At 60.7% G+C, this 25,651-nt stretch carries 21 protein-coding genes; 12 read left to right on the plus strand and 9 right to left on the minus strand.

The features are described from left to right. Positions 1-8: 8 nt before the first annotated feature. A complete protein-coding gene (locus P3T17_RS28660; RefSeq protein ID WP_429409785.1) occupies positions 9-956 on the minus strand; it encodes a TauD/TfdA dioxygenase family protein in 948 nt (315 codons plus the stop codon). A gap of 359 nt (positions 957-1,315) precedes the next feature. Here P3T17_RS28660 and P3T17_RS28665 point away from each other — a divergent pair, with 359 nt between their 5' ends. The 4 genes from P3T17_RS28665 to P3T17_RS28680 all read left to right on the plus strand — a co-directional run bounded on the left by P3T17_RS28665 (position 1,316) and on the right by P3T17_RS28680 (position 6,791). Further along, on the plus strand, positions 1,316-2,080 hold the full coding sequence (locus tag P3T17_RS28665; RefSeq protein ID WP_429409786.1) for an SDR family NAD(P)-dependent oxidoreductase: 765 nt from the start codon (positions 1,316-1,318) through the stop codon (positions 2,078-2,080). 22 nt (positions 2,081-2,102) lie between these two features. Continuing rightward, positions 2,103-2,852 carry an SDR family NAD(P)-dependent oxidoreductase gene (locus P3T17_RS28670; RefSeq protein WP_429409788.1) on the plus strand — a complete coding sequence of 250 codons (750 nt, stop codon included), beginning with the start codon at positions 2,103-2,105 and terminating at the stop codon, positions 2,850-2,852. A 208-nt stretch (positions 2,853-3,060) separates the two neighbouring features. After that, positions 3,061-3,555 (plus strand): DUF3237 domain-containing protein, encoded by a 495-nt coding sequence (locus tag P3T17_RS28675; protein ID WP_074269379.1) that lies wholly within the window; start codon positions 3,061-3,063, stop codon positions 3,553-3,555. 176 nt (positions 3,556-3,731) lie between these two features. Beyond that, positions 3,732-6,791, plus strand: a complete 3,060-nt coding sequence (locus P3T17_RS28680) for an NAD(P)-binding protein (RefSeq protein WP_429409789.1) — start codon at positions 3,732-3,734, stop codon at positions 6,789-6,791. Positions 6,792-6,831: 40 nt separating this feature from the next. Here P3T17_RS28680 and P3T17_RS28685 read toward each other — a convergent pair whose 3' ends face one another. Next, a complete protein-coding gene (locus tag P3T17_RS28685) occupies positions 6,832-10,833 on the minus strand; it encodes an AAA family ATPase (protein ID WP_429409790.1) in 4,002 nt (1,333 codons plus the stop codon). A gap of 299 nt (positions 10,834-11,132) precedes the next feature. On the opposite strand from P3T17_RS28685, the gene P3T17_RS28690 reads away from it, so the two are divergent. Further along, entirely contained in the window at positions 11,133-12,173 is a 1,041-nt protein-coding gene (locus P3T17_RS28690; RefSeq protein WP_429409792.1) for a LuxR C-terminal-related transcriptional regulator, read from the plus strand. Positions 12,174-12,364: 191 nt separating this feature from the next. Next, positions 12,365-12,544, plus strand: coding sequence for a hypothetical protein (locus P3T17_RS28695; protein ID WP_429409794.1), 180 nt, complete (start codon positions 12,365-12,367; stop codon positions 12,542-12,544). A 30-nt stretch (positions 12,545-12,574) separates the two neighbouring features. On the opposite strand, the gene P3T17_RS28700 is transcribed toward P3T17_RS28695, so the two are convergent. After that, positions 12,575-12,898, minus strand: a complete 324-nt coding sequence (locus P3T17_RS28700) for a hypothetical protein (RefSeq protein WP_429288573.1) — start codon at positions 12,896-12,898, stop codon at positions 12,575-12,577. A gap of 217 nt (positions 12,899-13,115) precedes the next feature. Between P3T17_RS28700 and P3T17_RS28705 the strand changes: the two genes are divergently transcribed. Then, the gene (locus P3T17_RS28705) at positions 13,116-14,456 is read left to right on the plus strand and encodes a hypothetical protein (protein ID WP_429409795.1); all 1,341 of its coding nucleotides are present in this window, start codon (positions 13,116-13,118) and stop codon (positions 14,454-14,456) included. A 25-nt stretch (positions 14,457-14,481) separates the two neighbouring features. Here the strand turns inward: P3T17_RS28705 and P3T17_RS28710 are convergent, their stop codons facing one another. From P3T17_RS28710 to P3T17_RS28720, 3 genes are all read right to left on the minus strand, one after another. Beyond that, complete coding sequence (locus tag P3T17_RS28710; RefSeq protein WP_429409796.1) at positions 14,482-15,612, minus strand: DSD1 family PLP-dependent enzyme; 1,131 nt, start codon at positions 15,610-15,612, stop codon at positions 14,482-14,484. A gap of 42 nt (positions 15,613-15,654) precedes the next feature. Next, positions 15,655-15,915, minus strand: a complete 261-nt coding sequence (locus P3T17_RS28715) for a hypothetical protein (protein WP_074268019.1) — start codon at positions 15,913-15,915, stop codon at positions 15,655-15,657. Between the two features lie 94 nt (positions 15,916-16,009). Next, complete coding sequence (locus P3T17_RS28720) at positions 16,010-16,885, minus strand: LysR family transcriptional regulator (RefSeq protein ID WP_074268018.1); 876 nt, start codon at positions 16,883-16,885, stop codon at positions 16,010-16,012. Between the two features lie 117 nt (positions 16,886-17,002). Here P3T17_RS28720 and P3T17_RS28725 point away from each other — a divergent pair, with 117 nt between their 5' ends. The 5 genes from P3T17_RS28725 (at position 17,003) to P3T17_RS28745 (ending at position 21,468) form a co-directional block, all read left to right on the plus strand. Next, positions 17,003-17,437 carry a VOC family protein gene (locus P3T17_RS28725; RefSeq protein ID WP_074268017.1) on the plus strand — a complete coding sequence of 145 codons (435 nt, stop codon included), beginning with the start codon at positions 17,003-17,005 and terminating at the stop codon, positions 17,435-17,437. A gap of 86 nt (positions 17,438-17,523) precedes the next feature. Continuing rightward, complete coding sequence (pxpB, locus tag P3T17_RS28730; protein WP_429409797.1) at positions 17,524-18,297, plus strand: 5-oxoprolinase subunit PxpB; 774 nt, start codon at positions 17,524-17,526, stop codon at positions 18,295-18,297. After that, positions 18,294-19,268 (plus strand): biotin-dependent carboxyltransferase family protein, encoded by a 975-nt coding sequence (locus P3T17_RS28735; RefSeq protein WP_429409798.1) that lies wholly within the window; start codon positions 18,294-18,296, stop codon positions 19,266-19,268. Before pxpB ends, P3T17_RS28735 begins: the two co-directional genes overlap by 4 nt. A gap of 27 nt (positions 19,269-19,295) precedes the next feature. Further along, positions 19,296-20,618, plus strand: a complete 1,323-nt coding sequence (locus P3T17_RS28740) for an MFS transporter (protein WP_429409799.1) — start codon at positions 19,296-19,298, stop codon at positions 20,616-20,618. A gap of 25 nt (positions 20,619-20,643) precedes the next feature. Then, the gene (locus P3T17_RS28745; RefSeq protein WP_429409800.1) at positions 20,644-21,468 is read left to right on the plus strand and encodes a putative hydro-lyase; all 825 of its coding nucleotides are present in this window, start codon (positions 20,644-20,646) and stop codon (positions 21,466-21,468) included. On the opposite strand, the gene P3T17_RS28750 is transcribed toward P3T17_RS28745, so the two are convergent. From P3T17_RS28750 to P3T17_RS28760, 3 genes are read right to left on the minus strand one after another with little or no spacing between them, the layout of a single operon-like run. Further along, positions 21,465-22,958 (minus strand): NAD(P)-binding domain-containing protein, encoded by a 1,494-nt coding sequence (locus tag P3T17_RS28750; protein ID WP_429409802.1) that lies wholly within the window; start codon positions 22,956-22,958, stop codon positions 21,465-21,467. The genes P3T17_RS28745 and P3T17_RS28750 overlap by 4 nt on opposite strands. Beyond that, entirely contained in the window at positions 22,951-24,075 is a 1,125-nt protein-coding gene (locus P3T17_RS28755; RefSeq protein ID WP_429409803.1) for a CMD domain-containing protein, read from the minus strand. The genes P3T17_RS28750 and P3T17_RS28755 overlap by 8 nt, the downstream gene beginning before the upstream one ends. A gap of 48 nt (positions 24,076-24,123) precedes the next feature. Next, positions 24,124-25,440 carry an MFS transporter gene (locus tag P3T17_RS28760; protein ID WP_429409805.1) on the minus strand — a complete coding sequence of 439 codons (1,317 nt, stop codon included), beginning with the start codon at positions 25,438-25,440 and terminating at the stop codon, positions 24,124-24,126. Positions 25,441-25,651 lie beyond the last annotated feature (211 nt).

Here is a 25,651-nt window from a genome sequence, read left to right on the forward strand (position 1 = left end):
TCTGTTCTTCAGTTCAACGCCACAGCAGCCGCAGCCCCGACCGGCGATCCTTCCAGCGCGATCGATTGCCGGCCATCCGGGCCAACCGGAATATCGCCAACCAGCGTGGTGCGATATAGCTGACGGTCGAAGTCGAGATCGTAGATATCCGTAGGCGCCAGATGCGCGGTGGCGCGATTGTCCCAGAAGGCAATGCTGCCTGGCTCCCATTTGAAACGAACCGTGAATTCGGGGCGCGTCACGTGTTCCCAGAGCAGTTCCAGCAACACCTGATTTTCTCGCGGCGTGACGCCAACGATGTACTTCAGGAAGCCAGGGCTCACATAGAGCGCACGTTCCCCCGTTTCCGGATGCACACGTACCAGTGGATGCTCGGTCACGAGCGTGTGCTGCGATACGGCCTGCACGAATGAATCAGTGCCCTTCGCGCCTGCCGGCGGCGCAAACCGGTGCACGCCGCGCAAGCCATCGACCAACGCGCGCAAAGGTTCGGACAGCTTCAGATAAGCGGTGACGAGATTGGTCCACTGGGTGTCGCCGCCGAATGGCGGGATGGTGACGCCACGCAAAATCGACGCATACGGCGGATTGATCGCGGCGGTGACATCGGTGTGCCATCCCGTCCACGGTCTCAGCAGCGGCTCCCCCTCGAAGCGGGTGGCCTTGCGAAACTTGGAGATCGAGTAGATCTGCGGATGACCGTCCACGTGTCCGAAGACCGGATGCCCCACCGTAAGCTCACCGAACTGCGCGGAAAAGGCGACGTGCTGCTCGTGCGTCAAAAACTGCTCGCGGAAAAACACCACTCGCCATCGTAGCAAGGCCGCGCGAATCTCCGCGACCTGTTGAGCGGATAGCGGCCGGGTGAGATCGACGCCGTGAATTTCTGCGCCGATATGCGCCGAGAGTGGCGCGACCTGGATCGAGCCGATGTCGGCCGAGACGGCTGCACTCATTGAAGACTCCTGATCCTGAAGAAGGGGGACTTGCGCGATACCTCGCTAACAGTAAAGCCGGCCAGACGCCAGGCCAACCAATCTTTGCGCATATGCAAAACCTCTGCGGTGTGAACGCGCTGCAGAGCTGTGCCCGGCCGCGTCCTCGTCAATGGGAAAGCACCATCGGCCGCAGTTTGCGCGGTATGCCTCTCAGGCATGCCCGCCAACCTACAAAGTCTTTTATCTTTCCACGTGCTGCCACTAGATTACGCATCAGGCGGGACGCGACGACAGCCGCTTCGGCGAAGCGGACCGGCAATCGCACTCCATACCTGCCAGCTATATCGCCGAGGAACTGAAGCACCTGGAATCTGATCATGAGCCCTCTCAGTGGAAAAACAGCGCTCGTCACGGGCGCCTCTCGCGGGATAGGCCGTGCTAGCGCGCTGGCCCTCGCGAAAGCAGGCGCCCAGGTTCTGGTTCACTATTGCCGTGAAGACACGGCGGCCCACGAAGTGGTTACGCAGATTCGCGCAGCCGGTGGCCACGCCGACAGAATTGCTGCGGATCTGAGCGCCCCGGATGGGCCGCACCGGCTGGCAAATCGAGCGCGCGCCGTAATCGGTGCACGTCTGGATGTACTGGTGTGCAGCGCCGACATGACGAAGGGCGCGAGCATTGAAGACACCACCGTCGCCGATTTCGACGAGCTGTTCGCCTTGAACGTGCGCGCGCCCTACTTTCTGGTGCAGCAACTGATGCCGGCGATGTGCAAAGGCAGTAGCGTCTTGCTGGTCTCCTCGCTGGCGGCCCATGATGAGGTGGGCACCGTATCGTCACCGGCATCGGCCTGTGCGGCAAGCCAAGGCGCCGTCGACACGCTGGTGAAGTACTTTGCGACCACGCTCGGTGCCCGCGGCGTGCGCGTCAATGCGATTGCTGTGGACGTGGTGGCAATCGGAATATCAGACCCAAAAACAAAAAATAGTGGCCGGCTAACGCCAACGGCCCCCGAAATGCAGAGGTTCAAGCGTAGCGCGCAACCCGAAGACATCGGCGGGGCAGTCGTTTTTCTCGCCTCGGATGCGGCACGCTGGATTACCGGCGAGACGCTGTGCGTCGACGGCGGTTCGAAACTTTAATCAGCATACCCAAGGAATAGCCATGGACAACCAACCTGTCGTACTCGTCACCGGCGCACTGACTGGCATCGGTCGCGCTACCGCAATCGCTTTTGCTCGTGTCCACGCCCGTATCGTCGTTTCGGGGCGCCGCGCGGAAGAAGGCCGGCAACTCGCCGAGGCGCTACGCTCGCTCGGTGCCGAGGCAGAGTTCGTGCAGTCAGACGTGCGCTTCGAAGACGAAGTACGCAAGCTCGTCGACGCCACCGTCGCGCGATTCGGACGGCTAGACATCGCGGTCAACTCGGCGGGCACCGAAGGCGAATCGGCCCCGGTGATCGAGCAAACCCCCGAACGCTACGCCGCCGTGTTCGAAACCAATGTGCTCGGCACGTTGCTCGCAATGAAACACGAACTCCGTGTCATGGCACCGCAAGGTGGCGGTAGTATCGTCAACATCTCGTCGACGATGGGCGCGCGCGGTGCTGCAGGCGCATCGCTATATGTGGCCAGCAAGCACGCCGTGGAAGGTCTCACGAAGTCGGCGGCGCTCGAGGCCGCGGCGTTCGGTGTACGCGTCAATGCGGTCGCACCTGGCCCTGTCGAAACCGCGATGCTCGACCGGCTCACGGTGAATGCGGAACGCAAGGCTGCCTTTCTCGCCGGTGTCCCCCTCAAGCGTGCCGGGACGCCGGAAGAAATGGCCGACGCAATCCTGTTCGTTGCTTCGCCGCGCGCGAGCTTCATGACCGGTGAGGTGCTCAGAGTCAATGGTGGAAGAACTGCTGCCTAGAAGTGCCCGATCAACCGAGGCCAACACGCGAATCAGACGCCATCCGGCCCATACGGAGAGCTGCCATGCTTTACGAAATCCGCACTTGTACTTTCAGGCCGCTGCGTGCAACCGACTTCTCGCCGCTCAAGTAGCCCTTAAGTACCCTCAAACGTTCCCATGACTCTGGTATGACACCCCCATGCCATCAACCGACAAGGTGAAGACGATGTCTACTCCCGCTTTCGAAGACCTGCCCGCCGCGCTCCAGAGCATCCAGACGCGGCCGTTGTTCGTGATGCGGCTCGATGTCAAGCCGATCGTCATCGTCGGCGACACGCCGGGAACGTTTCGCCGCATCGGCATCGTGCCGTCCGGCACCTTTGCGGGCGAGCGCCTGAGCGGCAAGGTGCTCGACGGCGGCAGCGACTGGCAAAGCGCGCGCAGCGACGGCAGTACCACGCTCGATGTGCGCCTGATCCTGCAGACCGACGATGGTGTCAACATCACGATAGCCTACCGCGGCATTCGCCACGGCGCGGCCGACGTGATCCAGCGGCTCGAAAAAGGCGAACCGGTCGATCCGGCCAGCTACTACTTTCGCATCAATCCGGTCTTCGAAGCCCCCGCTGGCAAGTATGAATTTCTGAACCGGGTGATCGCGGTGGGCACGGGTCACCGCTTCAAGGACGGGCCGGTCTATAGCGTGTTTGAGGTGCTCTAGGCAAAGGACCGGCAGCCACGCCTTCCGCGTTGCCATCACCGACAAAAAACCGGAGTATGTCTAAACATGTGCAGCCACCCTTCAACAAAGAACTCAAAGAGTATGTATGAGCTAAATTCCAGGCCTACAATGCGCTGACAATGGACTCGTCGTCGATAGCCCCAGAGGAGGGAGAAATGACGGAACGGCCCGCATACATCTACACCAGTGGCTCACCGGTGCAGCACACGCCCATGCACCTCAACGCATCCGACATGTACGGCTTTTTTATCAAAGGGGATCTGAAAAAGCTGCAGGCTACCGTCGACGGGACGCTCAATCGGGTGGCTGCCGGCCGGATGACTTTTCAGGTGCTGTCGCCCTACATCATGCTGACATTCACACGCGTGGAGCATGCCCAATCGGGCTTCCCCGCGGATGAAAACAAGGGCTGGGGTAAGGAAACCGACATCATCACGTGGATATCGGTTGGGCAAATCGAAGAAAAAGACGGCGCCACGAAGTTGCAGCGCGTCTTTCTTTACCCGGCGTATACATGGGTCGACGTGCCTATGGCCATTTCCATCGGCCGTGAAGTCTTTGGCTATCCAAAGAGCCTGTGTCAATTCAGCATGCCGGAACCAGGCGGGGACCCGCGCGAATTCAAGTTTTCCTCCGAAGGCTGGCAACCCTACAGTCCTCAGACGCAACTAGGCATGCACCCTCTGATCGAGGTCACTGCAACCGATACGCAGAACGCGCATCGGCCCTTGCTTGGATTTATCGATGTGATACGTGAGGGTTTACACATTCTGCGCTCGGAGAAGGATCTGTTTGCACTCGACGAGGCGGGGATAGAGGATCTCGCAACACTCTTTTTGCGAACACGCGTCGATCAGCTATTTCTCAAGCAGTTCCCGGACGCCAGTGGCCTTAAGGCCGTGTACCAGGCCATTGTTGTTGCGCCCGCCACAGTCGACAAAGTGCACAGCGCCAGATTGCTTGGCTATACCTATGCGTGCACATTGCACAAGTTCGATACTTTCCGGCTAGACGAGACCTTGGGCCTCCAGCTCGGAGAACAGCCTGTACTCCTACCTTTCCACATCAATATGGACTTCACCATTTCAGCGGGTGAAGAATTGCTCCAGACCGCGGAGGCAAGCTCGCAGAAAATCGCCGTTCTCGGCGGCGGCCCAGGCGCGATGGCTGCCGCGTTTTATCTTACCGAGCAGCCCGGCTGGCAAGACCGTTACGACATAACTGTCTATCAGATGGGGTGGCGCCTGGGCGGAAAATGTGCCAGTGGACGTAATGCCGAGTTGGGCCAGCGCATCGAAGAGCACGGACTGCATATGTGGTTCGGCTTTTATGACAATGGCTTTACCGTGATGCAAAAGGTCTACGACGCCCTCAATCGGCCTGCTACTGCTCCGCTTGCGAAGTGGGAAGACGCTTTTAAGCCACAGAACTACATTGTGCTCACCGAGTATATCGACCACAGCTATAAGTTCTGGCCGATCGAGATACCGATCAAACCGGGTGTCCCGGGGGCGCACAACGAGGAAATCACATTTTCGGCAATATTGGAAACCGTAACGGCATGGATTGGGCAATGGCTGGACGATCTCGGCCATCATTTGTTACATGCCGCCAGGGAATCTGGAGGGGTTATCGAGGAAGCAGAAGCCATTCTGGCAAGCGTCATCGGATTCGTGAAGCGCCTGCCCGAAGTGTTCCACTTCCGGGAGAAGCAGCATCACCAGTTTGTACTAACCGAGTTGCAGACGGTTCAGGCTTCTCTGCCCCAGTACGTCTCCCATCATCTGGGCATTGACGACAAGGTGCGGCATCTCTTCATTTCCATCGATCTGGCCGTCACGAGCCTGATCGGCATGCATGCCGACGGCGTCTTGCACCATGGCTTCGACGTCCTCAACAACATCGAATTCCGCGACTGGTTGCGCAAGCACGGCGCCAACGAAGCCTATACGATTGATTCCGCGCCGGTCCGCGGACTCTATGACCTCGTGTTCGCCTTTATGGATGGCGACACCGCTCGCCCGAACATCGAGGCTGGCACGATGCTGCGCGGCATCTTGCGGTTGGCCATTGGTTATCACGGCGGCTTCATCTGGAAAATGCAGGCCGGCATGGGCGACACCGTCTTTACGCCGCTGTATCAAGTGCTAAAACAGCGTGGCGTGAGCTTCCAGTTCTTCCACAACGTGGACGAACTGATTCCGGACGCCGACGGCGTAGGCGAAATCGTCATGACTCAACAGGTGGCTCTTGCAGAAGGCGTCACCGAATACAACCCGCTGGTCAATATCGCCAATCTGGAGTGTTGGCCGAGCTGTCCGAACTACGAGCAGATCGACCCGGCACAGGCTCGCACACTGCAAGCCAAAGATGTGGACCTCGAATCCCACTGGAGCGACTGGGCGCAAATTTATAGCGCTGAGTTTGGCAAGCCATTACCGGTCAAGCGGCTAAAACGCGGAGTGGACTTCGACAAGATTGTCTACGGACTGTCGATCGGCTCCCTGCCGCATGTCTGCCCAAAGCTGCTAGAGAAGAGCGTTCCCCTCAAGGCAGCCAGCGACAACGTGAAGACGGTGGCGACGCAGGCCTATCAGATATGGCTAAACAAGAGCATCCGGGACCTCGGCTGGAATGTGTTCGGCTCTAACGGAGAGGAACCCGAGTTGAGCGCGTTCAGCAAGCCCTTCAACACCACGACGCCGATGAATCAGTTGCTGGCGCGTGAAGTGTGGCCGACTGGTCACGTGCCACAGAGCGTCTCTTACTTTTGCAGTCCGCTGCCTACGCCTGATTCGCCGCCCCGCACCGATGCCAACTACGCCTCGCGTTGCACGGAAGAAGTAAAACTGAGTGCGCTTGGTCAACTGCAGCACGAGGTCTTTAACCTCTGGCCCGCCGTGGCGTCTCCAGGTTTATTCGACTGGCGGATATTGATCGATCCGACTAACGGCAGCGGGCTGGCGCGTTTCGACGCGCAGTATTGGCGCGCGAATGTCAACCCTTCCGACCGCTACGTGCTCTCGACCGTGGGTAGTACGCAGTACCGCATAACGAGCGATGCATCCGGCTTTAGCAACCTGTATCTTGCAGGCGATTGGCTCAAGACAGGCATCAACGCCGGTTGCGTGGAGGGCGCCATCATGGGCGGCATGCAGGCTTCGCGTGCAATTAGCGGATATCCGCCCATCATCAAGGGCGAGAGTGACCACTGAGGGGTAGCGATCTTTCAGTGTCAGGTTTGCGGCAGTTTTCTCACGTCTGCAATGGCGGTGCACCAATGCGTTCGTGCTGAACACGCGCCTGCTCCAGAAACTCGGTTCTTTCAGAGCTATCGTGCGGACTGTGGTTGCCGAGTTCGTACAGCAACACCGCCTCGTCATAGCCGGCGCCGAGCGCGCGTGCGGCGGCAAGCCCTCTGCGCCAGCATGCGAGAGCGAAACGTCTGTCATGCCGGGTTGCCGCCAACCTGCCCGCAAGCAAGGCGGCACGCGGCGCGGCTACCTTCGTTGCGCGCGCATATTGCGCAAGGATATGACATGCGCGTTGCGCATCGCGCCGACTCGCCAATCCGCACTCCGAAGCATCGATCAGGGTTTGCGCAATGCCGGCAATTCCGTCCGTCACATACCACGCGACAGGCACGCCTGCCGACAGGTTGTCGAGGCCCGCTTGAGCCGACTCGACCGCGCGCACGCGATCGCCTAGCCGCCAATAGGACGCCGCGATCAAGCCCTGGCAGAATATCCGGTCGAACTGCGCCAGCTCGCGCGCGCCAATCACCTTGTCGAGGCGGATCACCAGCTCCTCCAACGGACCTCCTTGCGCCAGCGCGAGCGAGGTATCGAAGCCATGCAGGTAAGCCGCTATTTGCGCCGGCATGTCATGGCGTGCAGGACGCAATTTGTCCAGCCACTCCTTGGCATGGGTCAATTGCCCTCGCGCCAGAGCAACAGCGCACAAACCGGCAATCGATTGTTGCCAGCGCTCGATTGAGCCGAGACGCGCATAGAGCGACGCCGAGTAATTCAAACATTCCACGGCCTGTTCCCAGCTGCCAGCGGCCGCCCAGTACACGCCACTCACCACGTTAGCGTAAGCGATATCGTCGATACCGCCCTGCTCCTCTGCCAACGCCAGCGAACGCCGGTTGTAGACCTGCGATAGCCAGCGCAGGTCCGCGCCGGCGAAGCCGATCGCCATGGCGGCGAAGCCTTTCACAGCCTCACGCACGCTGCCGGAGCGTTCGGCAAGATTGAGCGACGTCAGCGTCGCATGCAGAAGCGACAGCTTTCCGCTGTTGAAGTACGCGATTTCGCTGAGTTTCTCGTGAATGTGCGAGATCCGCGGCAGCAGCGGATCTGCGCTCCGTCCTCGCATCAGGCCCGCACGCGCGCTCAATTGCTGGACTAGTTGCCAGGCAAGGTCCGCGACCATCGTCCCGGCGAAACGCGGTACCGCCCGGCCAGCGCACACGAGTGCACGATTGAAGTGATCCCTGGCCGCACCGTATTGAAACAGCTCGATATGCGCTTCTCCGAGCATCGCCTCGCAACGCATCTCGCCTTCCCGATCCGGCGGCAGCTTGTATTCGTTAGCAAGCCTGATCGCCCGCTCCGCCTGCCTGATAGCGTCGCGGTTCGCATAGTGTTTCAACGAAAGCTCTGCAGACCTCTCGAGATACGTCACGGCAGCAGGAATGTTCCGCGCGCGTTCCCAATGGGACGCCAGTGCCGCGAAGTGCGGCTCGAGATCGTGCGATTCGTTGCGTTCGACCCAGTCCGCTATGTCGCGATGCAGTTCCCGGCGCAGCGAGTACGGCAGCAGTTCGTACACTGCATCCTGCACCAGGACGTGCTTGAAACGGTAGCAGTCGTTCTCGTCGCCTACGGGGTACACGACGTCTTCGCGCTCAAGCACCCGTGCGAGGGCGATGAGATCGGCCGTGCCTTGCTCGCCAGGAAACAGATCGCGGAGCATCTTGAGCGAAAACTCCTGCCCGATCACGGCCGCGATCTTCAACATGAGCTGTTCGGCAGCGCCGAGCGTATCGAGCCGGCTGACGATCACGCCGCGCAATCCCTCAGGCAGCATGGCATTGGCTTCGCTCTCAGCCTCGGCAGAAAACGCTGCAACACGGTCGGTCATCTCGAGATAACCGGAGACGTGAAGCGCCGCAACAACCTCTTCGGCATACAGCGGATTTCCCTCCGTGCGCTCCACTACGAAATCGACAAGCTCGTGCGTTGCCTCCGCCGCACCCAGACGGTCGGCGATCAATACGCTCAAGGCCGCTCGCGTGAGAGCGGGTAAGTGAATACAGCGCGACTCGCGGACAACCTGATGCGCCTCGACAGCGGCTGAGTCGTCGAGCGGCCGCGTGGCGGCCAGCAGCAGAAGACCCGGCGGTCGCGCGATCGCGAGTTCCAGAAGCATGGCCGCGGATGCGCTGTCGAACCAATGCAGATCGTCGGCAATCAGCAATATGGGCGTATCGCGCGATGAGCGCGAAACAAGCGCCGTAACGAGCATCCGCAAGCCCTCGGCTCTCGCGTGGCCGACCATCTCCCGCGTGAGCTCCGTATCGGCGAGCTGGAACGGCATGACGTCGTTAAGGAGTGGCAACCATGACGTGAGGTTTTCGTCGTCCACAACAAGATTTGCGGCAGTACGGCTCGCCAGTACAGGGTCGAACTTGCCTGTGCCGCAAAGCAGTTGCGCGAGGATGTGTCGCCAGACGTAGAAAACCGACATCGATTCCAGCGCAAAGCCTGCGCTCCAGATGACTGAAGCGCCCCGCTCACGCGCATTGGCCGCCATATCTGCAATGAGCCGGGTCTTACCGAGGCCCGCCTCACCGCACAAAGCGATAGCGTCGCCGTGCCCTGCAATGACCTCATCGAGCGCAAGCGATAATTGTTGTGCTTCCTTCTCGCGGCCGACCGATACGCCCGCGAACGAATGTCCCTCACTCGCCGCACCTGCCCGCGGCTGCCAGACGGCGACAACTTCAGCGAAGCCCTTGGCCGAGACAGGGTCGCACGCTTCGAACTGAAATTCGCGCGCGGCGCCGTCGCGTGTTGCCCTGTCGCACAGTACGCGGCCATGCGCAGCGGTCATGAGCCGTGCGGCGCGGTTCACCACCCCACCCGTCAGTCCCGCATGGCGGCGCTCGTTGCCGCCGCGGTCGGCGTAAAGAGCCAGTCCCGAAGTGATGCCCATGCTGAGCGGAATTCCGCGCTCGCGCATTGCGGCGGCAAGCGCTCGCCCGGCGGCCACCGCGCGAACTGCGTCATCTTCGTGCGCCATGCCCGGCAAGCCGAATACCGAAAGTAGCGTGAGCCCCTTGTCATCCGCAGAGAGTTCGGTGAGGGCGCCGCCAAAACGTTCGTGTACTTTTTGCGTGCTGGCTACCGCAGCTTGCAGAAGGCTCAATGCATTCTCGCCAGAATAATCGACGATGGACGGCCCGATGAATAGCGTGGTGATATTCCTGAACTCTCCGAACCAACGCCCGCCGCCCATGCGTACGCGTTCCAGAAAGTGATGCCCGAAAAACTTTTCCAGCGTGCCGGATGGTGGACCGGGCTCCTCCAGCGGCGGCGGTAAAGGCGCCAATACGGGACCGTATTGTTCCGTGATGGAAGCAGCGCCGCACGGCAGTGCTCGGGCAACAAAATGCGCCTTCACCATGTCCCACAACGATTCACATACTACGACCTCGTCCGCACTGCCCTTATGATTGGCTGCCGCCGCCTCGGCCACTGGGCCGCCTGCGGTGAGGCTGTACCACTTCCCGCCGACCCCGCCGACAGTCAGATGCGTGAGCGTGCCCTCTGCAAGCGATACCCGTTGACGCATTTGCACACCGGTTTCCGCGATGATTTCCGGTAACGCACGTTGCAGCTGCAGGCCACACTGCACGGCGAGCCGCGCGGTCGCATCCGGTGTCGCGTCGTATTCCCATATCACGCGGATGGCGTCGCCGACGAAATCCAGAACATCACCCCCGTGCGCGATCGAGATGCCGGTCATTCTTCCAAAGTAACGGTCAAGGATCGCCGACAAGCGTTCCGCACCCGCTACCCCTTCGCGCGCAAATGTTTCGGTGAGCTCGGTAAAGCCCGCGATGTCCACCATCATCGCCACGCCCCGGAACTCACGCGCACTCGGGGTCTCACACGTTCCCGCCGTCAACAGGTGTCGCGGTACGTAGCGTGAAAGCCCCGTCGGAATGAATGCGCTGGTCTCGCCCACCTCTCCCCTCCCGCAGACAATAAAATACCTACATTTACTTTACATGCAATGGTGGCATTGCGCTGGAAATCTGTATTCGCCCAGCGTTCGCGTTCGCGCGCCGCGAATAGCATGTCTCGGCCTCGTTACGGCCGGGTTAATGGACGAATGCGAATTCGTTAAGTGTGTTGTATAACGAACACCGACGCGTCATCGGGCGCAGCAGGTTCTGTTTCTGTCTTAGTTCATACGAATACAGGTACGAGGCCCGCCAGGCGCAGACGCGGGTAAGGTTAACCGTTCCAAAAAAATCGAGGCTTATGCATATCATTTTCGTTGCGCCTGCCGGTCTGTTTCGCGAGGGCGTTGCGCGTCTGCTCGCCGAACTCGCGCCACGCACTGAAGTGACATGTGTGGACTACCGAACGGGCGCTTTCGACAGCGGCTCGAGCGCCGATCTGCTGGTACTGGACGGCGAGCACAAAAGCGAAGCGCTTGAAGCGCTGGACGCGTTGCGTTGCAACATTCCGCTTTTGCCTGCCCTCGCGCTGCTGAACGAGATTGGTCAGAAGACGATCAACACTTTCATTGCGGCCGGCGTGACAGGGTGTGTGAGCAAATCGGAGTCCGCCAGTGCGCTACTGGGCGCTCTGCGGATCGTGCTGGCGGGCGCCACGTACCTGCCGCCGGCGTTGCTCGCGTTCGCAAACAAGATCGTTTCGCCTACCGCTGCGCAGGCCGCCTCACGCGCCACCACGGCATCCGCCGCCAACGGCGCTGTGCTTACGCCGCGCCAGATCGAAGTGCTGGCGCTCGCGGCGCGCGGGGAGTCGAACAAGTCGATCGCGCGGCAACTCAACATTGCGGAAGGAACCGTGAAAGTGCACCTGTACACGGTGTACAAGGCGTTGAAGGTCGGCAGCCGCGGCCAGGCCAGCATCGCGGCCGCACGGCTGGAAAAGGTTGGCGATGCACAGCTTCATCATGCGCTCGACGCTCAGCTCACCATCAAGCGGTTGCTCTCGCACCTGTCTCCCAGCCACTTCAGACGTGGCGACGTGCTGTTCCACAAGAACGCGCCGAGCGATGCGCTCTACTATATTGTGCGTGGGACAATCGGTCTTCAGGAGATCGGGGTCGAAGTGGGGGCTGGCACCATACTGGGAGAAATTGGGCTGTTTTCCCCGGACCATCGCCGCACCTGCACGGCTGTCTGCAAGAGCGACTGCGAACTGCTGATGGTGTCGGCGACCGACGCCATGCGGATGTACTACCAGGATCCGGAGTTTGCCACCTACCTGGTCCGCCTCATTACGCGCCGGCTGGAGGCCGACAAATCGCGTCCCAAGCTCACCAGCTGAACCGGTAGCCCACCTGCCCGAACTCGGTGCGCCGAGAGTCCCTGCCGATCTTGTGGGCGTACGGCAAATCCGCGTATAGCTCCGAGCGTCGTAATTGGATATTTTTAGACACCAACGGTGGCGCTGGCGCGACTCGTATTGGACAGCGTTCCCAGGTAGTCCTGCTTACTTTCCATGGATCACGATGTCGCGTGGGCCGGCTGTCAAGCCACGACGCGACGGGTGTGATTTTCCCCATGAACGTCGATTCGGTCGACGAAGCAAAAGCGGAGCCGGACACGCTGCCGCCCGTGACAGGCGGCTTCGCGCAGTACGAATTCATCCCGGTCGGCCCGCTCGCGCCTCTGGGTCGGCAGATCCAGAGCAAATAGGCGTCTACACCGCCTTTACCCGGCAAGCGCTCAAGCCGCAGTCTGCTCGACTGCGTGCCGGTTCGATCTGCTTTCCTCGGTACGCAGCGGCGAAAAATCAGTGGCCTGGAGTTGAAGCGTGTCCGACCCCGCGATCGACCGTTTCGCAGTGGCTCGGGTCAGAATGCGGTTCAGGAATTGATAGAAAAGCTGGAGTTGTCTCGCGTCCGAAGCCCGCGGCTCGAGGTCGAATACATTCTCGAGCACCCGGCGCGACAGGTAGAAACGTTGAAGTCCATGGGCAATGCGAACCTGGAAGACGACGCCGTCGCCATTGTGCGGCACCGCTGCCCAACTGAGTACCTGGCTACTCATGGAGCCCCCCGTGGATCATGACCTTCAGATTAGAAGCTAGTTGATCCATACTCGCACACAGAAACGCCGGTGGATATTTTTTCAAAATTGTGACGCTGGACGTTTTGGCATTTTTACCACGGCTATGTGCTTCGACATGGCAAGCTGTCGATAACCGGAGTAAATCAGGCTGTCATCGATTCGGGAGATAAATGTGTCTACAACCCAGGCGCTTCATGTGAACGCACCTAGAGCGCAGGTGAATACGTTTGCGCGTGTGCCTTCGACGTTGCGCACGCTACGGGCCGGCATCGTCGCGCTTTGCCTGCTAGTGACAGCCACTGGCTTCTTCACGTGGCACGCATTTCATTCCATCGTCCAGACAATCGGCTACGAATCGGAACCGTCGATCGTCGCAGCCGAGAATATCCGCGGTACGTTAAGCGATGCGCATACCGATTTCCTCAGGGCGTTTGTCAGCGCAGAAGGCACAAACGGCAAAAGCATTAGCGATTATCGTGCGGCAATCGAGCTGGCCAATGACTATCTCGTCGCCGCGTCACAGAATATTGCCTACGGCGACGCGGAACGTCAGCCGATCCTGCGCGCCCTCGACAACCTCTCCCTGTATCAGACGCTCGAAGGTTCGGCACTGGCGGATGGCGGCAATATTTACGACATACGTGCCGCCGACGACGTTATCCGGGAGCACATCATTCCAGCCGTGGATGATCTGGCGGCAGCAAATTTCGCTCATCTGGACAACGCCTACTCCGACGGCCGGACGGCCGCGCGGATATGGCTGATAGCGTTCTGCGCGGTCTCCATTGCCCTCCTGCTTCTGCTCCTCCATACGCAGCGGTATCTGCTTGCCACCTTCCGGCGCGTCATCAACCCGTGGATTGCCGCCGGTACGGTAGCGCTGGTTCTATGCGCGATTGCATTTGGCGCATGCGGAACGAATTTTCTGTCGAACATCCAGATCGCCAAGGAAGATGCGTTTGACTCGGTGTTTGCCCTGTCGCAGGCGAAAGCGTTGGCCTACAACGCCCACTCGCAGGAGAGTATCTACCTGCTCACGCGCGACAAGGACGAAAAGGCCGAACCGGCAGGCAATTTCCAGCGTTCAGCGACAATGCTGCTGACGCCGGAGCGCGCCGATATGAGCCAGTTGTCGCCCCGTGCACCCCGCCCTAAAAGCGTCGGACTGCTCAACGAGGAGCTGGACAATATCACCTTTGACGGCGAGGAACAGGCTGCACGCGCCACCGTTGCCGCATGGCTCGACTATGCCCGGATCGATAGCCGGATTCGGGATCTCGAGTCGTCCGGGCTACACAGCAACGCGGTTGCACTCGATCTGGGCACAACCACGATGGAGTCCGAAGGCGCATTTGAGCGATTCGTGGCGACGTTAAATAAAACCACGGACATCAATCAGGATCAGTTCGACGCCGCGGTCGCGCGCGCCGCGAACGAGGCGCGCCTGCTGTGGATCCTTCTGATTCCGTTGCTGCTTGTGCCGCTTGTGGGATCGGTGGCCGGCATCCAGCAACGTCTCGCCGAGTTCCGGGAATGAACGACGTCGAAGATGAACGATCGGATCACCAACCGTAAAACCTCGGCCACTCCTCAACGTTCCCGTCCTCGACGAGCGCCTGATACGCGGGATGCTGCGCGCCAGTGGCGCAGGCATGATTGGGCAGAATACGCAGTCGCGTGCCGATCGGAAAGCGGCGGGCGATCTCATGATCGGGCTGCCCCGTTCGCGAGATTATTCCGTGCTCCTGATTTGCTCCACTCATCAGATAGTCACCCAATACTTCGCCGCTTTCCGCGCAGACAAGGCCGTAGCCAAAATCCCGCTTCTGCCGCTGGGTCCCGCGATCACGGCTCATGGCCATCCAGCCCGCGTCGACGATCGCCCAGCCTTTCTCTTCCTGGTGGCCGATCACAGTCGTCAAGACACTCAGCGCAATCTCGGATGTTTCGTTGACGCCGACGTTATGCATGACCAGATCGAACAGGACATATACGCCAGCGCGGACTTCAGTCACGCCTGCGAGATTTTCGGCGGACAGCGCCGTGGGTGTCGATCCGATGCTCACCACCTCGCACGACATTTCGGCAGCGCGAAGCCGCTCAGCCGCGCGAACTGCGCCAGCACGCTCCTGTTCCGCGATACGCACGAGCGCGTCGTGCGTATCGTATTCGTAGCTCGATCCCGCGTGGGCCATGACGCCACCAAGGCGCATACCGCTCTCAACCAGAGCTTTGCCGACGTTGATAAGCAGATCGTCGTCCGGAGCGATGCCCGAGCGATGACCGTCGACATCCACTTCGATCCATACCTCAAACGCTTCACCTTGCTCACGGCCGAATGCTCCGATGGCTTCGGCACACGCGACGCTGTCGGCAACGATCTTCAGATCGCAGCCTTTCCGGCGCAGTGCCAGCGCGCGGCCGAGTTTGTCCGGTGCCATGCCGACTGCGTACACGATGTCCCGAATGCCCGCCGCAAAGAACTGCTCCGCTTCCTTGAGCGTCGACACGGTGATGCCTCGTGCACCCGCGGCGATCTGTGCTTCAACCACCTGCAAGCACTTGGTAGTTTTGACGTGCGGCCTGAAACGCACAGCGAGCGAATCCAGGCGTTGTTGCATCCGTTGGATGTTGCGTTGCATGCGTGCGACGTCGATCACTGCTGCCGGGGTATTCAGGGACTGCAGGTTCATCCGGGACTCCTTACGAAAGGCGATTCGAAACTCGCTGCCGGGCTAGCGATAGTTAATCACGTTGATGATGTCATTGAGGAACCACGGCAGAATCAGTTGCGTGTCGGGATAGCTCACGCCGACGCTGAGCCTCGGTGGCCTCGAGGTGGAGTCACCCGGCATCAAACGGTCGGGCGTATGCAAAATGTAGCTATCCGTGTCGGCCGGGCCCGGCTGGGCGGTTTGACTATCGACGGGCGCCGACGTCGAGGCACAGCCGGCGATGAACACGACGAGAACCGCTGCGAAGCAAAAGGGCTTCATGATGGTGTGAACTCCAGCAACGTTACTTTCACAGTATGGCCGATGACGACGCCCGCTTCATCCGCCCACACTCACGCTTAATGAATCCCGGCGTCTAGCGCCGGCCACTCGTCACCTCGCACAGGCACTCGGCAAACTCAGCTGCCGCGGCCTGCTCATGACGGCCGCTACGCTCGACCAGCCCGATCTCGCGAAAAAACACGTCGTCATCGCCAAGCGGCAATGCGGCCACCGTGTCGGGCATATAGAGTCCGGCCGCCTGCGGCACAATCGCGACACCAACGCCTTGGGCCACCAACCCGACTATCCCTTGCAATTCGTCGAGTTCAACGACGTCGTGCACCGTCACACGGATCCTTCGTAGAAAGCGATCCACCAGCCGGCCGCCGAACGAATTGCGATCGTAGCGAATAAAAGGCTCCGATTTGAGCACCGAGCGCCACGGGCGAGCAGCCAGTTCACGCGGCACGAGCAAGACGAACGGTTCCAGAGTCAGCGTGCGCCACTTCAATTCGGCCGGCAGCGCGAACGGCGGTTTGATGATCACCGCCACGTCCACCTCCCCCGAGTCCACGTGAGCCAGCAGATTCAACGACACGCCCGGAATGACACGAATGCGCCAACCCGGCGAATCCTGCCTGAAGCGTTGAATGGCGCTAACCAGAAACGAACCTTGCGCCGACGCGATCGCCCCGACGCGCAGCAGGCCTGACTGCTCCGCCACACCGCCGCGATCGGCCAGGCGCGCGTACACCGAGAGCAGTTCCTCGGCCACCTCGACCGTATGTTTGCCGGCCGCATTGAGCGTCGCCGAGCGGCCGGTCCGCTCGAACAACGGATAGCCCAGGTCCTCCTCCAGACGCTGGATCTGCGCGCTCACCGCCGATTGCGTCAGCCCGATATGAGAGCCGGCACTTGCGAAAGTGCCGTAACGCACGACAGCCAGAAAGGTTTTGAGCTCTCGCATCATGGTGGGATTGATCGATTTTATTGTTGCTGAGGACAAAAATATATCGCTATTCCACTATTTTTGTCATCCCTAGACTGGTTTGCGTGGCACCACATTGAACTACCTGAGGATCCCAACATGAGCGACACCACGACTGCCGTGCCCCCCTTTCACCTCGCCTTCCCGGTGCACAGCATTGCCGCTGCACGCGAGTTCTATGGCGACCTCCTCGGCTGCCCCGAAGGCCGCAGCTCGGAAGACTGGGTGGATTTCAACTTCTACGGCCACCAGATCGTGGCCCATCTCGCGCCGGACGAAGTCGGCCATCGCCAGACGAGCGCCGTGGACGACCACGCGGTCCCGGTGCGCCATTTCGGCGTTGTATTGCCCATGGAGCAATGGCACGCCGCAGCGAAAAAACTCACGGACGCGGGCATGCAATTCATCATCGAACCGTACATCCGCTTCAAGGGCGAAGTGGGCGAGCAAGCCACGATGTTCTTCCTCGATCCGTCGGGCAACGCGCTTGAGATGAAGGCCTTCGCGAACATCGAATCGCTGTTTGCCAAGTAAGCCAATATAACCAGGCAGCAGCCCTTCCCCCTTTTACAGGCTCAAGACCCGTTTGCGGCAACGCAAACGGCTGGAGGAGTATTAACGTGAGCGCCGCGATACCCGTCAATGATGAAGTAAAACGCAGCGCGTCCGATGCAGCCGCATGGACGCTCCACGCTTCCGGCGAGCGTCTGCTGATCATCGAACTGCATGCCGGGGACCGCGTCGCCGCAAACCGCAGCGCGCGCGATTTCGCCGCGCGCATCGCGGCGGAAAACCTGCCGTACGTGACCGGTATCGTCCCGGCCATGACGACTGTCGGCATTCACTATGCGCCGCATCGGGTGCCGCTAGACAACACCAGTCTGGCACCCTATGACGCACTCGTCGAAGCGCTGAACAGTCTGTTGAAAACAGTCGACGCCACGCAAGAGGCAGCACGACGCGTGGTCGAGATACCCGTTTGCTACGGTGGCGAACATGGGCCGGATCTCGCCGAAGTGGCTCACGCCTGTGCCCTTTCTGAGCACGAGGTCATCGAACTGCACAGCGGAGCGCTCGTGGACGTGATGATGCTCGGCTTCGCTCCAGGGCATCCCTACCTCGGCATGCTCGACACCAGACTGAGTCCCGCGCGGCGTGCAACGCCCCGCACCGCTGTCGCCCCAGGTTCGATCGGTCTCGCTAACCGGCAATCCGTGATCTATCCGCTGACGTTGCCCGGCGGCTGGAATCTGATCGGACGGACCCCGCTTGCACTGTTCGACCCGGCGCGAGAAGCGCCTTGCCTCGTCAATGCGGGAGACCAGGTTCGCTTCGTGCCGATCACGCCAGAGCAGTTCGAAACCATCAGTCACAACGCAGGAGCGGCGCGATGAGTATCGAAGTCATCAAGCCCGGTGCGTTGAGCACCTTTCAGGATCTCGGTCGGACTGCTTATCGTCACCTCGGCATCCCCGTCAACGGCGTGATGGACGAGCGCGCGCATCGTCTCGCCAATGCACTGGTCGGTAATCTGCCGTCTACCGCGACGCTCGAGATTACGTTGATGGGCCCGACGCTCCGGTTTCACGAAGACGCGGTGATCGCGCTCAGCGGCGCGGACCTCGGCGCTTTGTTGAATGGCGAGCCTCTTCCTGTCGATCATATGGTTGCGGTTGCGAAAGGAAGCGACCTTTCGTTCGGCAAGCGCAGCTTTGGGACGCGTGCTTACCTTGCGGTGCGAGGTGGATTCGTCTTCGATCCGGTGATGGGCAGCGCCAGCACCTACACGCGCGGCGCTTACGGCGGCCACGCAGGACGTCCATTGAAAAAAGGCGATGTGCTTTCTTTGAGTCAACTGGCACCGTCCAGCAGGCTGGCAAAGCTGTCGCAAGCGGCACGAAGCCTGAGCCAGGCGTTCGACGATCAGGTTGCATTGCCGTCCGATTCGCCCATACGGGTGATTCGCGGTCGTGAGTGGTCCTGCTTTTCATCGCACGCCCAGCAAGCGCTCGAGGCTGCACCGTATCGGATCTCGCCGCAGTCGGACCGGATGGGTTATCGACTCGAAGGCGAGAAGCTCGAGCTGACGGCGCCGCGCGAAGTGATATCGGAAGCGGTCGATTTTGGTTCGATCCAGGTTCCCGCCGACGGCCAGCCAATCATTTTGATGGCAGACCGCCAGACGACCGGCGGCTATCCGAAGATCGGCCATGTTTGTGCAGTCGATCTGCCGCGGCTCGCACAAAAGATGCCCGGCGAGACCATTCGCCTCACGCTCGTCGACCTGGGTACCGCCCAACGACTGATGTTGTCCCAGCAAAGAAGCTTCGCAGCACTAGAGCAGCTTTGTGTGGCGTCAAGCTGACTACCCCCCACTCTGGAACCGATGATCATGCCGAACGCCTCAACTGCACACTTCGAAACAGACGCGATGCCTTCCGCATCGGCGACGAGGAGTGCCGCTCGCAAGGCAGCGCTTGCCGCGGCCGCCGGAACGGCAATCGAGTATTACGAGTTCGGTGTTTATGGATACATGGCATCCATCATCGGCCCGCTGTTCTTTCCAGCAGGCAACGGCACGGCCGCCCTGCTCTCGGTTCTGGCGATCTTCGGCACGGCCTTTCTGATGCGCCCGGTCGGCGGTATCGTACTTGGACGCCTCGGCGACAAGGTAGGACGCCGTAGCGTCTTGATCGTGACGGTGATCGGCATGGGCGTCGCCACCGGAGCGGTGGGTGTGCTGCCCACTGCTTCTCTCGTGGGAGGACTGGCCCCCATCGCACTCCTGATGGTCCGTCTCGCGCAGGGCTTTTTCGCCGGCGCTGAGGTGACCGGTTCCGCAGCGTACGTGGCGGAATGCGCGCCGCGCGGCCGGCGCGGTTTCTATGGCGCGGCGACGCCGGTGGGTGTGGCGATTGGCGGCGCACTCGCCGCAGCCGTCTGCGGCTTGACGAGCGGCTTCATGAGCAGCGCGCAGCTGCACGACTGGGGCTGGCGCATTCCGTTTCTGATGGCGCTCCCGCTCGTACTGGTTTCGGCTTACGTGCGCAAACGCATCGAAGAATCGGCCGTGTTCAGGAAGACCCTCGAACAGAGCAAGCCGGTGAAAGCCCCACTGAAAGAAGTCTTCACGCACCACCGTGCGGCGATGCTCAAGGTCTTCCTGATTTCGTTTGGACAGAATGCCGGGTACTGGGTGGGCTTTGTGTTCATGAACATCTACATGATCACCTACCTGAAGTACGACAAGACCAGTGTGTATTGGCTCATGTCCTTGGTCAGCCTCTCGATGGCCGTGCTGATGCCCGTATGGGGCGGCCTGTCCGACCGCATTGGACGCCGCAAAGTGCTGGCCATCGGCTTCGCTGCGTATATCGTGCTGGTCTTTCCGATGATGATGCTGATGAATCACCAGAACATCGGCCTCGCGTTCCTCGCGATGTTTATCGTGGCGCTGCCGATGCCGATCGTGCAATCGGTGGGCTACCCGACCTACGCGGAGCAGTTTCCAACCCGCGTCCGTTATACCGGCACCGCGTTCAGCTTTAACTTCGGCGCGATGCTCGGCGGCGGCGTGACGCCCTATATCGCCACCGCACTGATCGGCTCGACCGGCAACCTGCTGAGCCCGGCGTTCCTGCTGGTCGCGGCCGCATTGATCGGTCTTTTGACGCTCACCAGGACGCGCGAAACTGCGTCGGAGTCATTGCAGTAGCGCGATCGGATCGGGAGTGAGCTTCATGGAACGTCTCAAGCGCAATTCACCTGAAATCTCGCCGACGCCCGCATGGGCGCTGACTCCGCAAGGCGCACGCGCTGGAATCCGCGCGGGTTTCAATGGCAACACGAGCGGCATGGCGCCGGGCTACGCGCAAGGCAATCTGGTCGTCCTGCCGCAGACGTGGGCGGATGACTTCGCGGGCTACTGCCGGGCCAATCCCACGCCTTGCCCGCTGATCGGCATGACACGGGCCGGCACAAGCCTCGTCCCCATGCTCGGTGACGACGTCGACCTGCGCACCGACTTGCCGCGCTACCGGGTATGGCGCGATGGCGTCCTCGCAGAAGAGCTCGATGACATCTCCACCCTCTGGCAGGACGATTTCGTCGGCTTTGTGCTTGGCTGCTCGCTGTCATTCGAGCATGCGCTGGAAGTGGCCGGTTTGCGCGTACGCCATGTCGACGAGGGCAAGGTCGTCCCGATGTATCGCACCTCTATCCAGACGCAACCGGTTGGACGGTTTCGCGGCCCGATGATCGTGTCGATGCGACCCTACACGCCGCAGGAAGCAGCGATTGCATATGAGGTATGCGGCGGGCTGCCCGGCGCGCATGGTGCCCCCGTCCACATGGGCGACCCCGCGGCGATAGGAATCCGCGACGTGGCCGTTCCGGACGAGGGAGAACCCACCGAGATCCTCGACGGTGAGCAGCCCGTGTTCTGGGGCTGTGGTGTGACACCGCAGGCCGCGACCATCGAGGCGCGGCCCCCCATTTGCATTACGCACGCGCCGGGCTACATGCTGGTCTGCGATGTGCGCGTGGAAGACCTGGTTCTTCTTTAGGATGCCTTTGCTTGAGGCGCGTCGTCCAACGAACGCTGTTCTTCGTCCGCGTCGGTCCATTCGTCGCCGAACAGCTCCGGCTTGGCATAAGCCTGCAACGCCGCGTAATGCTCGTCGCAATCGTCACAGAACATGCGTGAGACGATGCCCTGTGCGAGCCGCTCGGCTCCGATGCTCACCGCCGGAATATCGCCCGACAGCTTGCCCTGACTGGCGAGCGCGGAGTAGTTGAAGAGGTGAATGCGGCTCACTGACGGACAGCTTCCCGCGACCTTTTCCTGACACTCGAACGCAGCACCAAGATAAGGCGAATTGGCCAGTTCGTGGTTCGGTCCTTCCTGCGAGGCGTCGAACGCATCCTTCCAGAGCCGGATGTTGCCGGCTACCGTCGCAAGCTCCGGGCGCACCTGCAGGTCTGTCGTGAAGCCCGTGGCGAAGATGATGAAGTCGAGCGTATAGCGGCCACGCGGTGTCTGCACCACCAACTCGTTGCCCTCTTCGACCACATCTTCAACCGGGCTGCCCAGATGGAAATATGCCTGCTCATGGCGTGAGACCCGCAGCGTGCTGCTGCGCGGAGGCGGGGTCTGGGTCGCCATCGCATAGCTATTGAAGCGCCATTTCCAGGCGTCGGGTAGCGACGCGAAGCCGTGCGCGAGACCCGGGCTGGAGACACCGGTCAGCTTGTTGATTCGCGGCAGGTCTTTGCGCCGGATAAACATGTCCAGGCGCGCGGCGCCCGCCTCCAATGCGGTCGCTGCATTGTCCATTGCGGAAGCGCCCGCGCCTACCACGGCCACGCGCCTGTCCCGCAACGCGGCGAAGTCGATTTCGTCAGCAGAGTGTGCCCAACGCTGCCTGCTCAATTTTTTCGCCATCGCCGGGACCTGTGGCTGGCCGCCGCCGTCGCGCCCCGTGGCAAGCACGACATGGCGCGCCAGCACCCGTTCTTCTCCAGTGGGCGTCGCTAATGTCACTTCGAGTACGCTATTCGCGGGCGTTGCAGGACGAATTGCCAGTACCGTCGTCTCGCTTTCGATTTCAAGGCCCAGTACGCGTCTGTACCAGACCAGATAATCCATCCACTGCACACGCGGAATCTTGTCGAGCAACTGCCAGGCATCTGTGCCGAACTGCGCCTCGTACCACGCCCGAAACGTCAGCGACGGCAAGCCGAGACACGGGCCGGTCAGATCTTTAGGCGAACGCAGCGTTTCCATGCGTGCAAAAGTAATCCACGGTCCTTCCGTGCCCAACGGCGCCTTGTCGACGATGCGCATGTTGTCGACGCCAAGCAGCTTCAGTGCTCCCGCCGCAGCAAGGCCACACATGCCGCCGCCGACGATCAGGACATCGGTCACGGCAGCACCGTCAATCGTTCTGCGCGGCGACCAGCCTGCCGGCGGCAGGCACAGCCACTGCAGATCTTGTGCTAGCCGCGCCTCCAGGTCATCGAGCGAGTTAAGGCGGGTCAAGGCGGATTCACGCATGACCCGCCCCTGCTTCGCCGCCGTCCCGCCGGTTGGGAAGAATGGGTGCGCCAAGCGTTTGCATCAGACGGTTTGCCCACGCAAAAATGGCCACAGCGTGCGAGTAGTCGAGGATCTCGCCATCACTCATGCCTTGCGAGCGAAGCCGCGTCACGTCGTCTACACCAAACTCACCGGACTCGAGCGTCAGCCGGCGTGCGTAGCGCATCAGTTCGCGCTCCCGCTCGTTTGCGCCGCCGTTAACGGGATCGGCAAACACGCGTGTGACGAGATCCGACTCCTTCGTCAACTGATTCAGTCTTTGTGCATGCACGGATGCGCAATACGGGCAGCCGTTTAAGGTGGAAACAACCAATGCCCCCAGTTCCCGGTCGGCGCGCGGCAGTCCGCCCGGCGCATACATGATGGCGTTATACGTGCCGCTACGTTGCCGCAGTACCGCGGGATTGTGAACGAGCGTCAGGTAGTAAGGTGAAGTGCGGGCCGTCGGGCCGCTTTCGTCGAGGACCGCCAGTTGATCGGGCGTGGCCGTGGCGAGATCCACCGGCGTGAGCCACGATGCCCATTCGATCGGCTCGGCGGTAAAGCCGCTATGACGAACGAAATTCCTAGAGCCACTCTTCGTGGTTGCCGTAGCACGTTCGACGCCGGCAAGCGCACGCACCGTGAGAATCAGACGCGCCTGAAACGATACGTAGCCGATCAGTTGCGAAAGCGTGACGATTTCGTACTCCGTCATACCCACTGCGTGCAAGGCGTCGAGCGCAGCTTGATCACACGATGCCGGGGCAGACGTTACGCGCGTGGTGTGTTCAAACACCGCTTTCTCCAACGCATCTTCTTTAGCGTCCGTATCGAGCGGCCCAATACCCTCAAGCGCGTCAAGATAAAAACGCGCCAGCCCTGCTTCCTCGGTCAACGCTGCGACCTTGGCGGCACATAAGAAGCGCAGACGCAAATCGAAGTTGCCGGGTTCGTCGACAAACAGGGCATCAAACGTAGCCTGGATAAAGTCGACGATCTTCGGCCGATGTTGCCGGATGTCCCGCGCGATCTGCGGATTTGCCGGATCAGCAATCTGGTCGACGACATCGCCTTCTGGATGATGGTTACTCACACTACACTCCTTTTAAGCTTGCTTCTGATCTGACTTTTACGCTGGCCTTCACGACTCAAGCGTCCCAAGCTGAGCCGTCGCGGACTCATCCCGCGATTGGCGTTTCATAAAAATTACCGATATCAGCCCCAGCGTCAGTCCAATCATCACGTAGAACACCGGCGCTAACGGCGAGCCAGTCAGCTTGATCAGGCCGGTCACGAAAAACTGCGCAAAGCCGCCGAAAATCAGCACTGCCACGTTGTTGACGATCGCGAGAGACGTGGCTCTCGTTCGCACCGGGTACAGTTCCGCAAGGGTCGTGCAATAGACGCCGAGAAAGGTGGCACTAAACACGCCCGCAATCACCTGAGTCAGCAGCAGGCGCTCGATTGAGGGAGCGGCCGTCACCCACGCATAGAGCGGATACAAGGTCACGAGATAGGCCCCTAACGACGCCAGCAGAAGCCGTTTCCTGTCGAAGCGGTCGGACGCCGCGCCGGCAATGGGCACCACGATCAGCATGACGATCGCCGCAATCATCTGCACCATGAAACTTTGTGCAAGCGGCAAGTGCAGCACCTGCTTCGCGTAGGTCACCGTATAACCGAACGTGACATAAAACGACACCGCACTGGCGACGACCATGCCCATGCCGATCAGGTACCTCGCGCCGTGCTGTTTCAGACCGGCGCTCATGGCCGTCGAGCGCGTTTTGGCGCGGCTCAGTACCTGGGTGAAAACACTCGACTCCATCACACTGCGGCGCATGTACAGCGCAATCGGCACGATCACGAGGCCGACCGCGAAGGGAATGCGCCAGGCTCCGGCCGCCTGTTGTTCCGGTGTAAAAAGCTGCGTGATCAGCATGCCGAGTGCGGCACCCAGAACCTGTGCCATCAATTGCCCGGTGATCTGCCATGAACCGAAGAAGCCGGCCCGGCCTGGCGGCGCGAGTTCGATCAGAAACGCGGTCGAGGTGCCGAACTCACCGCCCACTGAAAATCCCTGCAAAAGGCGCGCAATCAGCACAATCAGCGGTGCGACGACACCTGCGCTCGCATACGTCGGCGCGAAGGTGATCATCAGGACGGAGACGGCCATGATAAACATGCCGAGCGTCATGGCCGCCTTGCGGCCGCGGCGGTCGCCATAGAGCCCAAGCACGATGCCGCCGACCGGCCGCATGAAAAATCCCGCACCGAACAGCGCCGTTGTAAGCAGGATGGCATTGAGCTCGCTTCCCGGTATGGCTGAATTAACCGGGAAAAACAGCTTGCTGATTACCGGCGTCATCACCGCGAACACGGTGAAGTCGTACCACTCCATCGCGTTGCCCAACACCGCAGCGACCACACCGCGTCTACTGCTCGATCGTGATTCCATCGGTTCGATTCCTTGCTGTGATTTGCAGGGCAGGCGCTAGCATGCCGGCCTCAGCGACTATTTTGCCTTGAAACAAAGGCTTTCAGCGAAAGTCTGTCGACAGCAGAAAGAAAGAAGAAATTGACCGGACAGAAAATCTCCATGCATTGCGCCCGGCGGGTAGACTTGCGTATATCCGCATACACTTCGTATACTTAACATATAACTTCAG

Source organism: Paraburkholderia sp. GAS82, from assembly GCF_050436285.1.
GTDB classification, from domain to species: domain Bacteria; phylum Pseudomonadota; class Gammaproteobacteria; order Burkholderiales; family Burkholderiaceae; genus Paraburkholderia; species Paraburkholderia phenazinium_B.

What these genes read in the sequence shown, in the direction of transcription:
- P3T17_RS28710 (WP_429409796.1), bottom strand. Translation starts at nt 15,612, where the DNA reads ATGAACCTGCAGTCCCTGAATACCCCGGCAGCAGTGATCGACGTCGCA.
- P3T17_RS28720 (WP_074268018.1), bottom strand. Translation starts at nt 16,885, where the DNA reads ATGATGCGAGAGCTCAAAACCTTTCTGGCTGTCGTGCGTTACGGCACT.
- P3T17_RS28665 (WP_429409786.1), top strand. Translation starts at nt 1,316, where the DNA reads ATGAGCCCTCTCAGTGGAAAAACAGCGCTCGTCACGGGCGCCTCTCGC.
- P3T17_RS28670 (WP_429409788.1), top strand. Translation starts at nt 2,103, where the DNA reads ATGGACAACCAACCTGTCGTACTCGTCACCGGCGCACTGACTGGCATC.
- P3T17_RS28750 (WP_429409802.1), bottom strand. Translation starts at nt 22,958, where the DNA reads ATGCGTGAATCCGCCTTGACCCGCCTTAACTCGCTCGATGACCTGGAG.
- P3T17_RS28675 (WP_074269379.1), top strand. Translation starts at nt 3,061, where the DNA reads ATGTCTACTCCCGCTTTCGAAGACCTGCCCGCCGCGCTCCAGAGCATC.
- P3T17_RS28715 (WP_074268019.1), bottom strand. Translation starts at nt 15,915, where the DNA reads ATGAAGCCCTTTTGCTTCGCAGCGGTTCTCGTCGTGTTCATCGCCGGC.
- P3T17_RS28680 (WP_429409789.1), top strand. Translation starts at nt 3,732, where the DNA reads ATGACGGAACGGCCCGCATACATCTACACCAGTGGCTCACCGGTGCAG.
- P3T17_RS28740 (WP_429409799.1), top strand. Translation starts at nt 19,296, where the DNA reads ATGCCGAACGCCTCAACTGCACACTTCGAAACAGACGCGATGCCTTCC.
- P3T17_RS28690 (WP_429409792.1), top strand. Translation starts at nt 11,133, where the DNA reads ATGCATATCATTTTCGTTGCGCCTGCCGGTCTGTTTCGCGAGGGCGTT.
- P3T17_RS28745 (WP_429409800.1), top strand. Translation starts at nt 20,644, where the DNA reads ATGGAACGTCTCAAGCGCAATTCACCTGAAATCTCGCCGACGCCCGCA.
- P3T17_RS28660 (WP_429409785.1), bottom strand. Translation starts at nt 956, where the DNA reads ATGAGTGCAGCCGTCTCGGCCGACATCGGCTCGATCCAGGTCGCGCCA.
- P3T17_RS28760 (WP_429409805.1), bottom strand. Translation starts at nt 25,440, where the DNA reads ATGGAATCACGATCGAGCAGTAGACGCGGTGTGGTCGCTGCGGTGTTG.
- P3T17_RS28725 (WP_074268017.1), top strand. Translation starts at nt 17,003, where the DNA reads ATGAGCGACACCACGACTGCCGTGCCCCCCTTTCACCTCGCCTTCCCG.
- P3T17_RS28700 (WP_429288573.1), bottom strand. Translation starts at nt 12,898, where the DNA reads ATGAGTAGCCAGGTACTCAGTTGGGCAGCGGTGCCGCACAATGGCGAC.
- P3T17_RS28735 (WP_429409798.1), top strand. Translation starts at nt 18,294, where the DNA reads ATGAGTATCGAAGTCATCAAGCCCGGTGCGTTGAGCACCTTTCAGGAT.